The 16,120-nt window shown below is 72.5% G+C and carries 16 protein-coding genes; 2 read left to right on the forward strand and 14 right to left on the reverse strand.

Features of this window, described 5'->3' with window-relative positions; translation table 11 throughout:
* Positions 1-27: 27 nt before the first annotated feature.
* From G514_RS0115415 to G514_RS0115425, 3 genes are all read right to left on the reverse strand, one after another.
* Positions 28-732, reverse strand: a complete 705-nt coding sequence (locus tag G514_RS0115415; protein ID WP_028652488.1) for a hypothetical protein — start codon at positions 730-732, stop codon at positions 28-30.
* Positions 729-1,571, reverse strand: coding sequence for a hypothetical protein (locus tag G514_RS0115420; protein ID WP_028652489.1), 843 nt, complete (start codon positions 1,569-1,571; stop codon positions 729-731). The genes G514_RS0115415 and G514_RS0115420 overlap by 4 nt, the downstream gene beginning before the upstream one ends.
* An 86-nt stretch (positions 1,572-1,657) precedes the next feature.
* Complete coding sequence (locus G514_RS0115425) at positions 1,658-3,655, reverse strand: TIGR03960 family B12-binding radical SAM protein (protein WP_051247521.1); 1,998 nt, start codon at positions 3,653-3,655, stop codon at positions 1,658-1,660.
* 134 nt (positions 3,656-3,789) lie between these two features.
* Here G514_RS0115425 and G514_RS0115430 point away from each other — a divergent pair, with 134 nt between their 5' ends.
* On the forward strand, positions 3,790-4,887 hold the full coding sequence (locus tag G514_RS0115430) for a calcium:cation antiporter (protein ID WP_028652491.1): 1,098 nt from the start codon (positions 3,790-3,792) through the stop codon (positions 4,885-4,887).
* Between the two features lie 21 nt (positions 4,888-4,908).
* Here G514_RS0115430 and G514_RS0115435 read toward each other — a convergent pair whose 3' ends face one another.
* Positions 4,909-5,682 carry a LamB/YcsF family protein gene (locus G514_RS0115435; protein ID WP_028652492.1) on the reverse strand — a complete coding sequence of 258 codons (774 nt, stop codon included), beginning with the start codon at positions 5,680-5,682 and terminating at the stop codon, positions 4,909-4,911.
* 58 nt (positions 5,683-5,740) lie between these two features.
* Between G514_RS0115435 and G514_RS0115440 the strand changes: the two genes are divergently transcribed.
* The gene (locus G514_RS0115440; RefSeq protein WP_028652493.1) at positions 5,741-6,220 is read left to right on the forward strand and encodes a DUF4188 domain-containing protein; all 480 of its coding nucleotides are present in this window, start codon (positions 5,741-5,743) and stop codon (positions 6,218-6,220) included.
* Between the two features lie 620 nt (positions 6,221-6,840).
* Here G514_RS0115440 and G514_RS0115445 read toward each other — a convergent pair.
* From G514_RS0115445 to folC, 10 genes are all read right to left on the reverse strand, one after another.
* Positions 6,841-7,278, reverse strand: a complete 438-nt coding sequence (locus G514_RS0115445) for an SRPBCC family protein (protein WP_028652494.1) — start codon at positions 7,276-7,278, stop codon at positions 6,841-6,843.
* A 9-nt stretch (positions 7,279-7,287) separates the two neighbouring features.
* Positions 7,288-8,451, reverse strand: a complete 1,164-nt coding sequence (gene rodA / locus G514_RS30375) for a rod shape-determining protein RodA (RefSeq protein WP_051247522.1) — start codon at positions 8,449-8,451, stop codon at positions 7,288-7,290.
* A gap of 3 nt (positions 8,452-8,454) precedes the next feature.
* Complete coding sequence (mrdA, locus tag G514_RS30380) at positions 8,455-10,569, reverse strand: penicillin-binding protein 2 (protein ID WP_028652495.1); 2,115 nt, start codon at positions 10,567-10,569, stop codon at positions 8,455-8,457.
* Positions 10,570-10,585: 16 nt separating this feature from the next.
* Positions 10,586-11,110, reverse strand: coding sequence for a rod shape-determining protein MreD (gene mreD, locus G514_RS0115460; protein ID WP_051247523.1), 525 nt, complete (start codon positions 11,108-11,110; stop codon positions 10,586-10,588).
* Complete coding sequence (gene mreC / locus G514_RS27045) at positions 11,107-12,075, reverse strand: rod shape-determining protein MreC (protein ID WP_036565001.1); 969 nt, start codon at positions 12,073-12,075, stop codon at positions 11,107-11,109. Before mreC ends, mreD begins: the two co-directional genes overlap by 4 nt.
* Positions 12,076-12,082: 7 nt before the next feature.
* Positions 12,083-13,135 (reverse strand): rod shape-determining protein, encoded by a 1,053-nt coding sequence (locus G514_RS0115470; protein WP_036565004.1) that lies wholly within the window; start codon positions 13,133-13,135, stop codon positions 12,083-12,085.
* A gap of 156 nt (positions 13,136-13,291) precedes the next feature.
* The gene (gene ndk, locus G514_RS0115475) at positions 13,292-13,699 is read right to left on the reverse strand and encodes a nucleoside-diphosphate kinase (RefSeq protein WP_028652498.1); all 408 of its coding nucleotides are present in this window, start codon (positions 13,697-13,699) and stop codon (positions 13,292-13,294) included.
* 26 nt (positions 13,700-13,725) lie between these two features.
* Positions 13,726-14,367, reverse strand: coding sequence for a pyridoxamine 5'-phosphate oxidase family protein (locus G514_RS0115480; protein ID WP_028652499.1), 642 nt, complete (start codon positions 14,365-14,367; stop codon positions 13,726-13,728).
* Positions 14,364-14,741 carry a DUF4233 domain-containing protein gene (locus G514_RS0115485; RefSeq protein ID WP_028652500.1) on the reverse strand — a complete coding sequence of 126 codons (378 nt, stop codon included), beginning with the start codon at positions 14,739-14,741 and terminating at the stop codon, positions 14,364-14,366. Before G514_RS0115485 ends, G514_RS0115480 begins: the two co-directional genes overlap by 4 nt.
* Positions 14,738-16,120 carry a bifunctional tetrahydrofolate synthase/dihydrofolate synthase gene (gene folC / locus G514_RS0115490; RefSeq protein WP_051247524.1) on the reverse strand — a complete coding sequence of 461 codons (1,383 nt, stop codon included), beginning with the start codon at positions 16,118-16,120 and terminating at the stop codon, positions 14,738-14,740. The genes G514_RS0115485 and folC overlap by 4 nt, the downstream gene beginning before the upstream one ends.

The following is a 16,120-nucleotide window of genomic DNA, read 5'->3' on the forward strand; positions in this document are numbered from 1 at the left end:
GCGGGACGCGGACACGAACGTCAGGGACTATCCCGAGACCGGGACGATGGCCGTGCGGCCGTCCCAGGCGCCGTGCTCGGAGAGCGGCCGGAAGCGGTAGGTCGCGAACTCGTGGTGGAAGTCGCGGCGCTCGCGCTCGGCCATCGCGGCGGCGTGCCGCTGGGGGTCGGCTACGCCGGAGTGGCCGTGCACCATCTCCTCCATCTCGCGCACCGTGCGCCAGACCGAGAACGTCGAGATCGTGCGCGGTGGCCGGAACGCCGCCAGCGCGAGGGTGGTGCCGGGATGGTCGCGCACCAGCCGCTCGACCGGCTTGCCCCAGTGCAGGAAGCGCGGCACCTCGGGGATGCGCATCCGGGCGAGCGTTACCGCCACGACCGGCTCCTCCCGGTCCCAGGTGCCGGCGCGCACCGGCAGTCCGGGCAGCGCCGCGATCGTCGACCAGCGGCGCAGGAACTCCAGACGCACGTGCCAGCCGTGGGCGAGCCGGCGGCCGAGCGGGTCGTCGGCCAGGAACCGCTCCAGGGCGTCCTCGTCGCGCCACTGCGCGAAGACGGCCACCCGCCGTAGCTGCAGCCTCGCCGGCGAGAGCGTGGGCGCCCCGAGCCGCATCAGCGCCAGGCACTCGGCGTGGTCGAGGCCGGGCACGGTCGCGGACGACGGCTGGCGCAGCAGCGCCCGGGCGCCCACCGCACGCGGCACCTCGGCGAGGTGGAAGGAGTGGAGAGTCATGCGGCGCGCTCCAGCTTGTAGTGGAGCCGGACCGCCCACGCGCCCCAGAGCCGGAGCTCGTGGTCGGTGCGCAGCACCCCGTGCGGGTCGACGTACATCCGGAAGGTCTCGTGCAGCGGGACCCGCGCCGCGTGGTCGCGCCCGCCGTCCCGGACGACGACGTACGCGCCGTCCTGCCCGAACCGGCCGCTCGGCGACTCCAGCACGAGCCCGCCGTCGTCGACGAGAGAGGGGCGCAGGAACACCTGGACGTTGCCCGACTCGAGCGGGAACGCCGCGTGCACGCTCGGCCTGTCGGCGCCGGGGAGGGTCCGGGCCGAGTAGCTGCCGCTGAACACGCGCCTCCCGCTGCCGCGCAGCGTGCGCATCCAGGCGGCAGCGAGCTGGGCGCCGTCGCCATCGCGGATCGGCGTGACCCGGCTGTCCATGCCGTGCGCCACGTCGAGCGGCCGCATCGGCAGCGCGAGCTGCTCGACCCGGCGCCCGAAGAGCCGCGCCACCAGCTCCCCTCCCGGCCAGAACACCGGCGACCAGCCCGTCCACACCTCCATCTGCCAGGCGGCGGTGTGCTCGTAGAAGTCCCGGATCTCCGGCCGCAGCCCACCGGCGTCGAACCCCGAGCCGTCGAGCAGGCCCATCGACTCGAGCAGCCCGGCCCGCGGGTCGTCCTGCGCCAGGACGCCGCCGTGTCGCGCCGCTTCGGCCTCCAGCCACTCGTCGGTGACCTCCGGCGACCGGCTCATCGGCGCGTCGAGCCACGCCTCCGCCCCGCCGAGGTCGACCTCCCGGCCGGCGAGCCGCCAGAACTTCCGTGACCCGAGGTCGAGGAGGTGCGGCACGCCGTGGAGTCTGGCACGCGACCCGGATCCGCGGGTCCCCCTGCGGTACGACGCGGGATCCTCCGCTCGCCGCGCCAGACAGATCGCTAGACGACCGACAGCGGCAACAGCTGTCGCCCGGTCGGGCCGATCTGGATCTCGGTGTTCATCTCCGGGCAGACGCCGCAGTCGTAGCACGGCGTCCAGCGGCAGTCCTCGACCTCGACGTCCGCGGAGCCGTCGGCGACGGCGAGCGCGTCCTCCCAGTCGGACCAGAGCCAGTCCTTGTCGAGGCCGGAGTCGAGGTGGTCCCACGGGAGCACCTCGTCGTAGTCGCGCTGGCGGGTGGTGTACCAGTCGAGGTCCACGCCTTCGAGCGCCTGCTCGCAGGCGGCGACCCACCGCTCGTAAGAGAAGTGCTCGCTCCAGCCGTCGAAGCGGCCGCCGTCGCGCCAGACCTGCTCGATGACCGCACCGACCCGGCGGTCACCGCGCGAGAGCAGTCCCTCGATGATCCCGGGCTTGCCGTCGTGGTAGCGGAAGCCGATCGCGCGGCCGTACTTCTTGTCGGCCCGGACCACGTCGCGCAGCTTGCGCAGCCGCTCGTCGGTGGTCTCGTGGTCGAGCTGCGCGGCCCACTGGAACGGCGTGTGCGGCTTGGGCACGAAGCCGCCGATCGAGACCGTGCAGCGGATGTCGTTGCGGCCCGAGACCTCGCGGCCCTTGGCGATCACCTGCTTGGCGAGCTCGGCGATGGCCAGCACGTCGTCGTCGGTCTCGGTGGGGAGACCGCACATGAAGTAGAGCTTCACCTGCCGCCAGCCGTTGCCGTACGCCGTGGCGACGGTGCGGATGAGGTCCTCCTCGGTGACCATCTTGTTGATCACCTTGCGCATCCGCTCCGAGCCACCCTCGGGTGCGAACGTGAGGCCTGAGCGCCGGCCGTTGCGCGAGAACTCGTTGGCGAGGGTGATGTTGAAGGCGTCGACACGGGTCGAGGGCAGCGAGAGCGAGACGTTGGAGCCCTCGTAGCGGTCGGCCAGGCCCTTCGCCACGTCGCCGATCTCGGTGTGGTCGGCGCTCGACAGCGACAGCAGGCCGACCTCCTCGAAGCCGGTCTGGCGGATGCCGTTCTCGACCATGTCGCCGATGGTCTCGATCGACCGCTCGCGCACCGGCCGGGTGATCATGCCCGCCTGACAGAACCGGCAGCCGCGCGTGCAGCCGCGGAAGATCTCGACCGAGAACCGCTCGTGCACGGTCTCCGCGAGCGGCACCAGCGGCTTGGCGGGATAGGGCCACGCGTCGAGGTCCATCAGCGTGTGCTTGCGGACCCGGAACGGGATACCGGGGCGGTTGGGCACGACGGCCTCGATGGTGCCATCGGCGGCATAGGCCACGTCGTAGAACCTCGGCACGTAGACCCCGCCGCTCACCGCGAGCCGGCGCAGCAGCTCGTCGCGGCCACCGAGTCGTCCCTCGGCCTTCCACTCGCGGACCACCTCGGAGATGGCGAGCACGACCTCCTCGCCGTCGCCCAGCACCGCGGCGTCGATGAAGTCGGCGATGGGCTCGGGGTTGAACGCCGAGTGGCCGCCGGCGAGGACGACCGGGTCGTCCTCGGTGCGGTCGGCGGCGTGGAGCGGGATGCCGGCCAGGTCGAGCGCGGTGAGCATGTTGGTGTAGCCGAGCTCGGTGGAGAAGCTCAGCCCGAAGACGTCGAAGTCGCGGACCGGCCGGTGCGCGTCGACCGTGAACTGCGGGATCGGCCCCTGCGCGTCACCGGCGCGCATCACCTTCTCCATGTCGGGCCACACGGCGTAGGTCCGCTCGGCGACGATCCAGTCGCGCTCGTTGAGGACCTCGTAGAGGATCTGCACGCCCTGGTTGGGCAGCCCCACCTCGTAGGCGTCGGGGTACATCAGCGCCCACCGGACCGTCTCGCCCGTCCCGTCGGCGGCCGCGCCGCAGTCCCAGTCCTTCAGCGTCGAGTTGAGCTCACCGCCGACGTACTGGATCGGCTTCGACACCGTCGGGAGCAGCGGCTCGAGACGGTCGAAGATGGATCCGGTCAGCGACGCAGGCGCGGTCGCGGTGGCGGGCATGCAGACACTCCGGGGAACGAGAACGGGTCAGCCCACAAGGGTACGGCGCTGGTGGGCCGCGCGCCGAATGGCGAGGCGGTCCGCCAGGCGGGGTGAGCCCCGACCCGGCCGGTGCCGCTCCGTAGGGTCACCGTGTGAGCCAAGCGACGGGGTCGCCGCCCTGGTGGACCGTCGCCGCGCCCGTGCTCGGGCTGGCCGCGCTGGCGGCGTCCTGGGGTCGCCACCCCTCGGCCCTGGTCGCCGGCGTGCTCGCGGCGTTCCTCGTGGTCGCGGTGCTGGCCGCCGTGCACCACGCGGAGGTCGTCGCGCACCGCGTCGGCGAGCCGTTCGGGTCGCTGGTTCTCGCGGTCGCCGTCACCGTCATCGAGGTGGCGCTGATCGTCACGCTCATGGTCGGGGGCTCGGGGAAGGACACGGCCACGCTGGCCCGCGACACGGTGTTCGCCGCCGTGATGATCAGCGCGAACGGGATCGTCGGGCTCGCCCTTCTCTACGGCGCGCTGCGCCACCACCTGGCGCGGTTCAACCCGGAGGGCACCGGATCGGCCCTGGCCACGGTGATCACGCTCGCCTCGGTGACGCTGGTGCTGCCGCGGTTCACCACGACGACGCCCGGCCCGGAGTTCTCCCCTGCCCAGCTCGCGTTCGCCGCGGTGTGCTCCCTGGCTCTCTACGCGCTCTTCGTGTTCACCCAGACGATCCGGCACACGGACTTCTTCCTGCACTCCGGAGCGGGGCACGACGCGGACGGCGACGGGCACGCCGATCCCCCGTCGACGTCCCGGGCGCTGGCCTCGCTCGCTCTCCTGCTGCTCGCGCTGGTGGCGGTCGTGGGCCTCGCCAAGGTGGAGTCGCCCTCGATCGAGTCGGGCATCGACGCCCTCGGCTTCCCGGCCGCCTCGGTCGGCGTCGTGATCGCGCTGCTCGTGCTGCTTCCCGAGTCGATCGCCGCCGTGCGGGCGGCCGGGCGCGACGACGCGCAGACGTCGTTCAACCTCGCCTACGGCTCCGCCATGGCGTCCATCGGCCTCACGATCCCGACCATCGCGGTGGCCACGATCTGGCTGGACGACCCGCTCGAGCTGGGGCTCGAGCCGATGCAGATGGTGCTGCTCGCGATCACGGCTGTCGTCTCGGTGCTCACCGTCGTGCCCGGCCGGGCCAAGCCGCTCAACGGCGGCGTGCACCTCGTGCTGCTGGCGACCTTCGTGTTCCTGTCGCTCAAGCCCTGAGCGTTCGCGGCGCGTGGTGCGTCACCGCAGCGGGACCAGCTCGACGCCGGCGTCCTCGAGCGCCGCCCTCGTCGCCCGGGCGATCTCCACCGCGCCGTCGGTGTCGGAGTGCACCGTGAGCACGTCGGCCCGCACCTCCACCTCGGTGCCGTCGACGGCGGCGACCCGGCCCTCGGTGACCATCCGGACCGCACGTGCGGCCGCCTCGTCCGGGTCCGTCAGCAGCGCGCCCGGCTCGCTGCGCGGCTGGAGCAGGCCCCCAGCGGTGTAGCCCCGGTCGACGAACGCCTCGGAGACCATCCGCAGTCCGGCCGCCTCGCCCAGCCGGTGCACCTCGGTGCCCGCCTGGCAGAGCACGGGCAGCTCGGGGCCGAACCCGAGCGTCGCGTCGACGATCGCCCGGGCGTGCTCGGTGTCGGTCGCGGAGGCGTTGTAGAGCGCGCCGTGCGCGCGGACGTAGCCCACCCCGCCACCGGCCAGCCGCGCGAACGCCTGGAGCGCCCCGAGCTGGTAGACCAGGTCGGCGGTCAGCTCGGAGCTGGGCACGGCGACGTACCGCCGCCCGAACCCGTGCAGGTCGCGATAGCTCACCTGGGCGCCGATCGCGACGCCGTTCGCCACCGCCTGCTCGCACGTACGCCGCATGATCACCGGGTCGCCGGCGTGGAACCCGCAGGCGACGTTCGCGCTGGTGACGATCCCGAGCAAGGCCTCGTCGTCCGCGATCCGCCACGGACCGAGCCCCTCTCCGACGTCGGTCGCCAGCGCCACCCGTGCCGCCGCCTGTCCAGCCACGCGTCGAGTATCACGCACGACTCTGGCGCGGCGGCCGGTCCTGACGCACACTCCGGGCATGGCGAGCCAGGTGAACCAGGGCCGGCGCGGTGCGCGGATCGAGGGCGACTTCGTCGTCTTCCTGATCGGCGCCCGGCCGGACACGCTGCACCCGATCCGGTCCTTCCGCGACTACGGCGCGATGCGGGGGATGCCGCACATGCTCGACTACCTCACCGAGCACCCGGAGAAGGGGCTGCTGGGTTACGAGACCTACGGGCTGTTCATGAACGTGCAGTACTGGCGTTCCTTCGGGCACCTCGAGCGCTTCGCCAAGGATGAGTCGGATCCGCACCTGAGCGTGTGGCGTCGCTACTGGAAACGGGTCGGTCGCGACCCGCGCTCGGGCATCTGGCACGAGACCTTCCTCGTCCGCGCCGGTGAGTACGAAGCGGTCTACGGCAACATGCCACCCCACGGCCTCGGCCGCGCGAGCGAGGTGGTGCCGATCGGCGCGGACTCCTCCGCCCGCGGGCGCCTCAAGCGCCTCGCTCGCTGACCCGGGTCCGCGCCGAGGCGCTGGTGGGGACCGCGACAGCTCACTCACCTCACGGCAGGATTGCTGCCGCGATCCCCCGGAGTCACGAATCCCCCGAAACGCAACCCCCGAGACGCGTGCGCGATGTGTGCGCACCCATCACCAAAGCGGTGACCGGCCCCGCGCGCCCGGATCCTTCCCCCAACAGGTGAATTCGTGGTCGCCGCTCTCCTCAACCACCGACCGGACCGCAGCGAAGGCACCCGCTGGACCACCGCTGGTCGAGCCTGTCGAGACCACCGCAGCGAAGGCACCCGAGCCAAGCGACCCCCACGCAGGCCGCGGCCATCTCGACAAGCTCGACGAGCGGTCGTCCAGTCCCAGCGCGGGCTTCAAGGGGCAGCGAAGGCACCCAACCGGACCCACCGCTGGTCGAGCCTGTCGAGACCACCGCAGCGAAGGCACCCGCTGGACCACCGCTGGTCGAGCCTGTCGAGACCACCGCAGCGAAGGCACCCGAGCCGAGCGGGCCCTGCGCTGGCTGCGGCCATCTCGACAAGCTCGATGAGCGGTGGTCCAGTCCCAGCGCGGGCTTCAGAGGTCTCGAGACGGTTGCTGCGCAACCTCCTCCACCGCCGACGTCAGCGAGCCTCGGCCTTGGCGAGCAGCGACCGGAGCTGCGAGGCGAGCAGGCGCGAGCCCGCGACGGGGATGAGCGCGCCGACCAGGCGACCGCGGAGGCCCTTGCCCACGCGGGTCAGCGCGACGTGCACGTCGGTGCCACCGTCGGTGGCCTCGAGCTCGTAGCGCCAGCCGCTGCCGGTGTCCCAGAGGTTCGAGTCGAGGGTGTCGATCGACACGGTGCCGGCCGCGGCGTCCCAGGAGTAGCGCTCGCGCTCCCAGCCCATCGAGTTGCCCTCGGTCACCTCCGCCCAGTCCGGGCCGACCTCGTGGACCTCGAAGTGGCTCTCGGAGACGTTCGGCCACCGCTCGGCGCGACCGGGCCCGAAGTCGGTGAGCAGCGACAGCACGTCGTCCGGCGACAAGGTCGTGTGGACGGTGAACCGTGTCGACACCATGGCCGGACGCTACCGCCCGACGAGCACCCGCCGCTCCGCCAGCGGTACGACGTACGACGGCGCCTGCGAGCGCACGTGGATGTTCTGCAGCAGGCCGACGGCGAGCATGCCGGCGAAGAGTGACGAGCCGCCGTAGGACACGAACGGCAGGGGCACGCCGGTCACCGGCATGATGCCGAGGCACATGCCGATGTTCTGGAACGCCTGGAAGCCGAACCAGCAGGCGATGCCGGCGGCAGCGACCCGGCCGAAGACGTCCTCGGCACGTCGCGCGATCACCAGGGCCCGCCAGATGACCAGCGCCAGCAGCGCGATCAGGACGCCCGCGCCGAGCAGGCCGAGCTCCTCCCCCGCGACCGTGAACACGAAGTCGGTCTGCTGCTCGGGCACGAAGCCGGAGCGGGTCTGCGAGCCGTGGAAGAGCCCTTGCCCGAACAGTCCGCCATTGCCGATCGCGATCCGCGCCTGCTCGACGTTGTAGCCGGCGCCGCGCGGGTCGAGGTCGGGGTTCACGAAGGCCAGGAACCGGTCGACCTGGTAGGCCTTGAGCACCCCTCCGGCGAGCGCGAGCGCGGCGACCGACCCCGCGGAGAGCAGCACCAGCACGAGCCAGCGCCGCCGGGCGCCCGACACGGCGAGGACGCCGAACACCGTGGCCGAGAGCACCAGCATCGTGCCGAGGTCGGGCTGGAGCAGGATCAGCACGGCCGGCACACCGGCGATCAGCAGCATGAGCAGCACGTCGACGGTGCCGACCCGGCGCTGCCACCGGGCCGAGGAGCGCTCGGCCAGCACCAGCGCCATGCCGATGACGACCGCGAGCTTGGCGAGCTCCGAGGGCTGGATCGAGAGCCCGAGCACCCGCAGCCACGAGCGCGACCCGTTGATGGTCGACCCCATCGTCAGCACGAGCACCAGCCCCGAGACCGAGAGCAGGTAGACGAACGGCGCCACGATCCGCACCCACCGGTGGTCGGCGACGGTGACGCCGAGCATCAGCACCAGCCCGATGACGATGTTGACCAGCTGCTTGCGCAGGTAGGCCGTCGAGTCGCCGTCGGTCAGGTCCACGCGGTGGGAGGTGGCCGACCACACCAGCAGCGCCGACAGCGCGACGAGCGCGAGCACGGCGAGCAGCAGGATCCAGTCGAGCCGGCGCAGCGAGAGGGTCACGGGTCAGTCCTTCCGGCCGGGCGGCAGGATCGAGCCGTCGTCCATGAACGTCGGCAGCGAGGCGGGCGGGGTGACGCCGCGGATGGCCGAGTCGGCAGGTACGACGTCCTCGCCGTCGATGCCGTAGAGCGACTCCCAGATCGCGCGGACGGCGGGACCCGACGTGCCCGAGCCGGTGCCGGCCTGCGACACCATCATCACGACCACGTAGTTCTCGTCGTAGGTCGCGACCCACGACGTCGACTGCTTGCCGTAGACCTCGGCCGACCCGGTCTTGCCGCGGACGTGCACCTTGTCGAGCGGGAAGTCGGTGAACTTCCAGGCGAGCGTGCCGATCCTCGGCGTGCCCTGGAGCGCGGTGTCGACGTAGTCCAGCGCTGCCTTGGTCGACGGCACCTTGCCGGCCACCTTCGGCGGGATGCGCTTGAGGACGGTGCCGTCGGGAGACACGATCGCCTTCGCGACGCGCGGCTCGTAGAGCGTGCCGCCGTTGGAGAGCGCGGCGTACGCGCGAGCGAGCTGCAGCGGGGTCACGATCGTGTCGCCCTGGCCGATCGCGAAGTTGACCGCGTCGCCGGCCCGGTAGCGGTTGCCGTCGAGGCAGAACTCGTGGGCGAACAGCTGCAGGTAGTCGTTCTTCGCCGACTTCTCGCGGTCGATCTTGCAGTAGTAGGACCGCATCGACTTCCAGTACGCCAACTTCCACTCGCGGTCCGCGATCCGCCCGGGGGCCTCCCCCGGCAGGTCCACGCCGGTGCGCGACCCGAAGCCGAAGGCCTTGGCCTCCTCGACCAGCGGGTCCTTGGCGTCGACGTCGGTCTCGTCGCTGCCGTACTGCTGCCAGTACTTCAGCCCGACCCGGTAGAAGAACGTGTCGCACGAGATCTGCAGGGCCTGGTCGAACCCGATGAAGCCGAACGCCGCCGACTCGTAGTTCTTGAACAGCCGGTTGCCGACCTGGAGCCCCGAGGAGCAGTCGAGCCGGGTGTCGGTCGAGAACCCGTTGTTGAGGGCACCGACGGTCATGATCGGCTTCCACGTCGATCCGGGCGCGAACTGCCCCTGCATCGCGCGCCCGAGCAGGGGCGTGCCGGCCTTCTCGGAGTAGAGGCGGGCGAGCTCCTTCTTCGAGATGCCGCCGACCCACACCGAGGGGTCGTACGTCGGCTGGCTCGCCATCGCGACGATCCGCCCGGTCTTCGCCTCCATCACGATCGCGGCGCCGGAGTCGGCGACGTAGTTCTTGTGGGTGACCTTGTCGTAGGTCTGCCGCGCGGTCTGGATGGTGGTGGCGAGCTGCTGCTCGACGATGGACTGCACGCGCGCGTCGATCGAGGTCACGAGCGTGTCGCCGGGCTGCGCGGACACCTCCGCCTCGTCGCCGATCACCCGGCCCATCGAGTCGACCGCGACCTGCTGGTAGCCCGGCATGCCGCGCAGCCACGCGTCGTACTCCTTCTCGACGCCGGCGCGGCCCACCACCGAGGCGCCGTTGACGGACCGGTCGCCGTCGCGCTTGGCGGCGTCGTACTCCTCGCCCGTGATCGGGCTGAGGTAGCCGAGCAGGTGCGCGGCGTTGATGCCGTACGGCGCGGGGTAGGCACGCAGGCTCTGCTGCTCGGCGGTGACGCCGGGGAAGTCCTCGGGCTGCTCGAGCACCCGCAGCGCCATCGGCTGGGGCACGTCGACGGCCACCGGCACCGGCTGGAACGGCGAGCCGTTCCAGCAGTCGCCCTGCACCGCTTTCTCCTCGCCGCACGTGGTCAGCAGCCGGTGGATGCGCGGCACCGCGACGTCGGTGACCCGCGCAACGCGGTGCAGCAGCGCGCGCTGCTCGTGGTCGGAGAGCTTGGCGAGGGTTCCGCGGTCGATCGAGACGACCCACGAGGTGCGGTTGGCGACAAGCGGCCGGCCCTCGTCGTCGACGATCAGCCCGCGCTGGGGCTGCACGACGATCTCGCGGACCGACTGCGACGCCGCCTGGGCGGCGTACTCGTCGCCGCTCACGACCTGGAGGTAGTAGAGCCGCACCATCAGCGTCGCGAACAGCGAGAACACCAGCGCCTGGATCACCACGAGCCGCAGGCGGCTGCGGCGCTCGCCCGTCGCGGCGCTCATGCGTCTCGTGGGGTGGTCATGCGAACGCCCGGTCGGGCTCGACCCTCGCGAACAGCCCGAGGGTGAGGGGCACGACGACCAGCGCGAGCGCGACGTCCCAGACGAGGGACACGACCTCGACCCGCAGCAGCTCGCCGACACCGACGGCCGGGTCGCTCAGGAGCAGCCCGGTGAGCGCGAAGACCGACGTGCCGACGAACGCCGCCGCGGCCGCGACCGGCAGCCACTGAGCCACGCGCGGGCGACCCGCCGACGCGAGCCGCCCGGCGACGTAGCCCACGACGAGGAGCGCGAGCGCCCAGCGACCGGCGTAGTGGTCGGCCGGCGGCGCGAGGTCGAGCAGCAGCCCGGAGCCGAAGCCGAGCACCAGCCCGGCCTCCGAGCCGTGGGCCAGCCCGGCGGCGACGACGACGAGCAGCACCAGGTCGGGCACCACTCCGCCCACCGCGACGTGCGGGAACACCGAGGCCTGCAGCACCAGCGCGGTCGAGACCGCCAGCAGCGCGGCCAGCGCGCGCGGCATCGTGAGGAGAGGGGTCATCGCAGGCTCCCGTCGGCCTCGATGATGCCACGGTCGCTGGTCGTGCCGGACGGCACCACCACGCCGACGACGTCGAGGGCCGAGAAGTCGACGTACGGCTCGATCACGGCGCGCTGCGTGGTCTCGCGGAGGCTGGAGTAGACCGAGTCGACGCGGCCGACCGGGATGCCGGAGACGTACGGCGCGCCGTCCTGGCTGCCCCAGGTCACCACGGACTCGCCTGCGGCCGGGACGTAGGTCTGGTCGACCAGCTCGAGGTCGAGCCGCGCGCCTTGGCCGAGGTCGCCGCGACCGTGCAGGAAGCCGACCTTCATGCTGCGGCCGACCCGGCCGCCGACCGTGGAGTCGGCGTCGACGACCAGCAGCACCGTCGCGGTGCTCGAGGTGACCCGCAGCACCCTGCCCACCAGGCCGCGACCGTTGACGACGGTCATGTCCGGGGCCAGCCCGGCCCGCGCGCCGGCGTCGATGGTGACCGTCCGCGAGAAGGACTGCGCCGGCCCGATGCCGATCACCCGCGCCGGCACCAACGCGTAGCCGATCGACTCGGCGGTCGCGGTGAGGTCGTCGTACTCCTGCAGCCGGTTGCGGTCGTAGTCGACGGTGCCGAGCTCGGAGCGGAGCTGGTCGTTCTCGGTCTGGAGCCGGTCGAGGTCGGACGCCAGGTCGTGGCGGCTGCGCAGCCAGTGCGGGACCGCGACGACCGGGTCGACGACGGCGCTGACGCCGGACTCGACCGGGCCGTAGACCTCGCCGACCAGGCGCCGGAGCGGGTCGACCGCGGCGCCGTCGTTGACGTGGTCGAGCGTCATCAGCGTCACGCAGGCGAGGACGAGGGCCACCACCAGCGAGCGTCGGGGCCGGCCGGGCTCGCGCGGCTCGAGGCTCCCGCGGCGGTTGAGCCGGTCCTCAGCCGGGCGCGCGGGCGTACGCCGCGGGGCCGGTCTGCTGAGGAGGTCGGTCATGGCTCGATCACGCGGTCCGCGCCATCCCGCGGCGTTCGGTCACGAGGACCTGCTGGAGCGCCTCGAACTCCTCCACACAGCGGCCCGCGCCGAGCGCGACCGACCGGAGCGGGTCCTCAGCGACGTGCACGGGCATGCCGGTCTCGTGGCGCAGCCGGTCGTCGAGCCCGCGGAGCAGGGCGCCACCGCCGGTGAGCACGATGCCGCGGTCCATGATGTCGCCGGCGAGCTCGGGCGGGGTCTGATCGAGGGTGACACGGACGGCGTCGATGATCGCGTGCAGCGGCTCCTCGATCGCCGTGCGCACGTCGGCGCTGGTCAGCACCACGGTGCGGGGCAGCCCCGAGACGAGGTCGCGGCCGCGGATCTCGGCCTCGCGGTCGGCGGGGCCGGGGAACGCCGACCCGAGGGTCGTCTTGACCTCCTCGGCGGTGGCCTCGCCCAGGAGCAGCGCGTGCTCCTTCTTCATCCAGCTCGTGATCGCGCGGTCGAGCTCGTCGCCGGCGGTGCGGACGCTCAGGCTCGTGACGATGCCGCCGAGGCTGATGACGGCGACCTCGGTGGTGCCGCCGCCGACGTCGACGACCATGTTGCCGGTGGCCTTGTGGACCGGCAGCCCGGCGCCGATCGCCGCCGCCATCGGCTCCTCGATGATGTAGACCCGGCGCGCGCCGGCCTGGTAGCCCGCCTCCTTGACCGCCCGCTGCTCCACCGCGGTGATCCCGCTCGGCACGCAGACGACCATCCGTGGCTTGGCGAGGTAGCGGCGGCGGTGCACCAGCGCGATGAAGTGGCGCAGCATCTGCTCGGTGGCCTCGAAGTCCGCGATCACACCGTCCTGGAGCGGCCGGATCGCGGTGATGTCCTCCGGCGTGCGCCCGACCATCCGCTTGGCGTCGTGGCCGACCGCGACCAGCTCACCGGTCTTCTCGTTGACGGCGACGACGCTCGGCTCGTCGACCAGCACACCCCGCCCGCGCACGTAGACGAGCGTGTTGGCGGTGCCGAGGTCCACGGCCATGTCGCGGCCGACGAGGCCAGCGGGGAATGCAGTCGCCATCCGTCCTAGTCCTTGCGCGGGGAAGAAGACCGGCGGACCACCGGTCTCGGCACCTCGAGGCTAAGGAAGGACCGCGTCATACCCCGGCAGGCACGCCGGGGCTGATGTGACTGATGTGACTCAGGAGATCTCGTCGCTCTCCGGCGGCGGAGGCCGTCAGCCCAGGCCGGGGAACCAGATCGCGATCTCCCGGTCGGCCGACTCGGCCGAGTCGGAGCCGTGCACGAGGTTCTCGCGGTTGGAGAGCGACAGGTCGCCGCGGATCGTGCCGGGGGCGGCCTTGCGGCCGTCGGTCGCGCCGTTGAGCGCGCGGACAACCTCGACCGCCTCGTCGCCCTCGAGGACCAGCGAGACGAGCGGGCCGCTGGTCACGAAGTCGCGCAGCGGCGGGTAGAAGTCCTTGTCGACGTGCTCGGCGTAGTGCTGGTCGGCGAGCGAGGCGTCGATGGTGCGGTGCTCCATCGCCACGATGGTGAGCCCCTTGGCCTCGAACCGCGACAGGACCTCTCCCACCAGCCCGCGGCGGACGGTGTCGGGCTTGAGCAGGACCAGCGTGCGTGACATGGCCCCAGACCCTACTGACCGCGCCGTCAGCGCAGCTCCGCGGCCCGACGCGCGACGTCCTCGGGCACCGGTCGCGAGGTCAGGGGGTCGGTCTCGACCTCGCCCGCGGCCAGCCGCAGCGGGAGGACCCCGGCCCACGTGCCGGCCTCGACGTCCTCGGGCTCGTCGCCGACCCCGCCCTCGCGCCTCTTCAGCGACGCCTCAGCCAGCGGTACGGCGAGCACCGAGGTCGCGGCGAGCTCCTTGCGGGTGTTCGCGCGCAGGGTCGACACCCGGCCGGGCACGATCTGGTCGACGACCAGGTCGAGCGCCCGGGCCCGCTCCTCCTCCGGCTCCACCAGCCGCGCGTCACCGATGACGACCGCGCAGCGGTAGTTCATCGAGTGGTGGAACCCCGACCGCGCCAGCACCAGCCCGTCGACCGACGTGACCGTGACGCACACCGGCGACCCGGGAGCGCTGCGCATCCAGCCCGCGCCGACCGAGCCGTGCACGTAGAGCTGGTCGCCCTCGCGGTCGAGCGCGTAGGCCACCGGCAGCGCGACCGGGTAGCCGCCGGCGTCGACCGCGAGGTGCGCGATGAACTGCCCCGCGAGGAAGTCGAGCAGCTCCTCGCGGTTCTCGACCCCGCGCTCGCGGAGCCGCGTCAGCCGGGTCCGGTCGCTCACGACCCCTCCTCGTCGTACGCCGCGTACGCCGCCGCCCGTTCGCGCTCGATCTTGCGGCCGAGGAGGTAGGCGGTCGCCCAGAGCAGCGCGAAGACGGTGCCGAGGAAGAACATCAGGCCGATGACGAAGCCCAGCCCGATGGCGCCGAGCTGCACCAGCCACCCGAGCGCGTAGGCCCACTCCGAGCGCAGCAGCCCGGCGATGAGCAGGCAGAGCACGGCGAGCCCCAGCCCGACCCCCACGGCCACGCCGGTCGGCACGTCGGCCACCTTGATCATCACCGGCGTGGTCAGCCCCAGCGTCACGGCCTCGAGCGAGAGCACCGCGGCGCACATCCCGCGCCGCGGCGACCGCTCCGGCGTCGGCGCGCTCACGAGCGCCCCCGCCGCAGCATCGCCCGGGCCTCGCCCACCGTGACGACCGAGCCGGTGACCAGCACCCCGCCCGCGCCGATCGAGGAGCCCGACTCGGCCTCGGCGAGCCCGGCGGCCAGGTCGATGGCGTCGGCCAGCCGCGGCTCGACGACCACGCGGTCCTCGCCGAAGACCTCGACCGCGATCTGCGCGAGCTCGGCGGCGGGCATCGCGCGCACGGTGGAGTTCTGGGTGCAGACGACGGAGGCCAGGTGCGGCTCGAACGCCGCCAGCAGCCCCTCGGCGTCCTTGTCGCCCATCACCCCGATCACGCCGATGAGCGGATCGAGGGTGAAGGAGTCCTCGAGCGCGGCCGCGACGGCCTCGGCGCCGTGCGGGTTGTGGGCCGCGTCGAGCAGGATCGTCGGGCCGGTGCGCACGATCTCGAGCCGTCCCGGCGAGCTGACCTGGGCGAACGCCGCCCGCACGAGCTCGTCGTCGAGCGCGTCGCTGCCGCCGACGAAGGCCTCGACCGCGGCGAGCGCGATCGCGGCGTTCTGCGCCTGGTGCGCGCCGTACAGCGGCAGGAACACCTCGTCGTAGCGCCCGCGCAGCCCCTGCAGCGACACCACCTGACCGCCCACCGCCGGCACCCGCGTCACCACGCCGAAGTCCAGGCCCTCCCGCACCACGCTCGCGCCGGTCTCGGCCACCCGCGCGAGCAGCACCTCGGCCACGTCCGGCTGCTGCTCGGCCAGCACCGCCACCGCACCGGGCTTGATGATGCCGGCCTTCTCGACCGCGATCTCCGCCGGCGAGGTGCCGAGGTAGCGGGTGTGGTCGACCGCGATCGGGAGCACGACCGCGACCGCGCCGTCGGCGACGTTCGTCGCGTCCCACGAGCCACCCATGCCGACCTCGACCACGGCCACGTCCACCGGTGCCTCCGCGAACCGTGCGTAGGCCATCGCCACGACGGTCTCGAAGAACGACAGCGGGTGCTCCTGCTCGGCGTCGACGATCGCGAGGTACGGCGCCACGTCGTTGAACGCCGCCACGAACTCCTCGTCGCTCAGCGGCTCGCCGTCGACCGAGATGCGCTCGGTCATCCGCTCGACGTGCGGGCTGGTGAAGCGCCCGGTGCGCAGGTCGAGGGCCCGCAGCAGGGTGTCGATCATCCGCGACGTCGAGGTCTTGCCGTTGGTGCCGGTCAGGTGGACGAGCGGGTAGCCCGCCTGCGGGTTGCCCAGCACGTCGAGCAGCGCGGTGATCCGCTCGAGCGACGGCTCGAGGCGGGTCTCGGGCCAGCGCGACAGCAGCGCGTCCTCGGCCTCGTCGAAGGTCTCCGCCAGTCGTGGGGCGGGCGGCGTGGAGGTGTCGGCGTTCGGCTGGTCGGTCAT

The sequence above is a fragment of the Nocardioides halotolerans DSM 19273 genome (assembly GCF_000422805.1).
GTDB classification, from domain to species: domain Bacteria; phylum Actinomycetota; class Actinomycetes; order Propionibacteriales; family Nocardioidaceae; genus Nocardioides; species Nocardioides halotolerans.

Coding starts and splice junctions, on each gene's coding strand:
- folC (WP_051247524.1), bottom strand. CDS start 16,120: ATGACCGACCAGCCGAACGCCGACACCTCCACGCCGCCCGCCCCACGA.
- G514_RS0115425 (WP_051247521.1), bottom strand. CDS start 3,655: ATGCCCGCCACCGCGACCGCGCCTGCGTCGCTGACCGGATCCATCTTC.
- G514_RS0115470 (WP_036565004.1), bottom strand. CDS start 13,135: ATGGCGACTGCATTCCCCGCTGGCCTCGTCGGCCGCGACATGGCCGTG.
- G514_RS0115415 (WP_028652488.1), bottom strand. CDS start 732: ATGACTCTCCACTCCTTCCACCTCGCCGAGGTGCCGCGTGCGGTGGGC.
- ndk (WP_028652498.1), bottom strand. CDS start 13,699: ATGTCACGCACGCTGGTCCTGCTCAAGCCCGACACCGTCCGCCGCGGG.
- mreD (WP_051247523.1), bottom strand. CDS start 11,110: ATGACCCCTCTCCTCACGATGCCGCGCGCGCTGGCCGCGCTGCTGGCG.
- mrdA (WP_028652495.1), bottom strand. CDS start 10,569: ATGAGCGCCGCGACGGGCGAGCGCCGCAGCCGCCTGCGGCTCGTGGTG.
- mreC (WP_036565001.1), bottom strand. CDS start 12,075: ATGACCGACCTCCTCAGCAGACCGGCCCCGCGGCGTACGCCCGCGCGC.
- G514_RS0115445 (WP_028652494.1), bottom strand. CDS start 7,278: ATGGTGTCGACACGGTTCACCGTCCACACGACCTTGTCGCCGGACGAC.
- G514_RS0115440 (WP_028652493.1), top strand. CDS start 5,741: ATGGCGAGCCAGGTGAACCAGGGCCGGCGCGGTGCGCGGATCGAGGGC.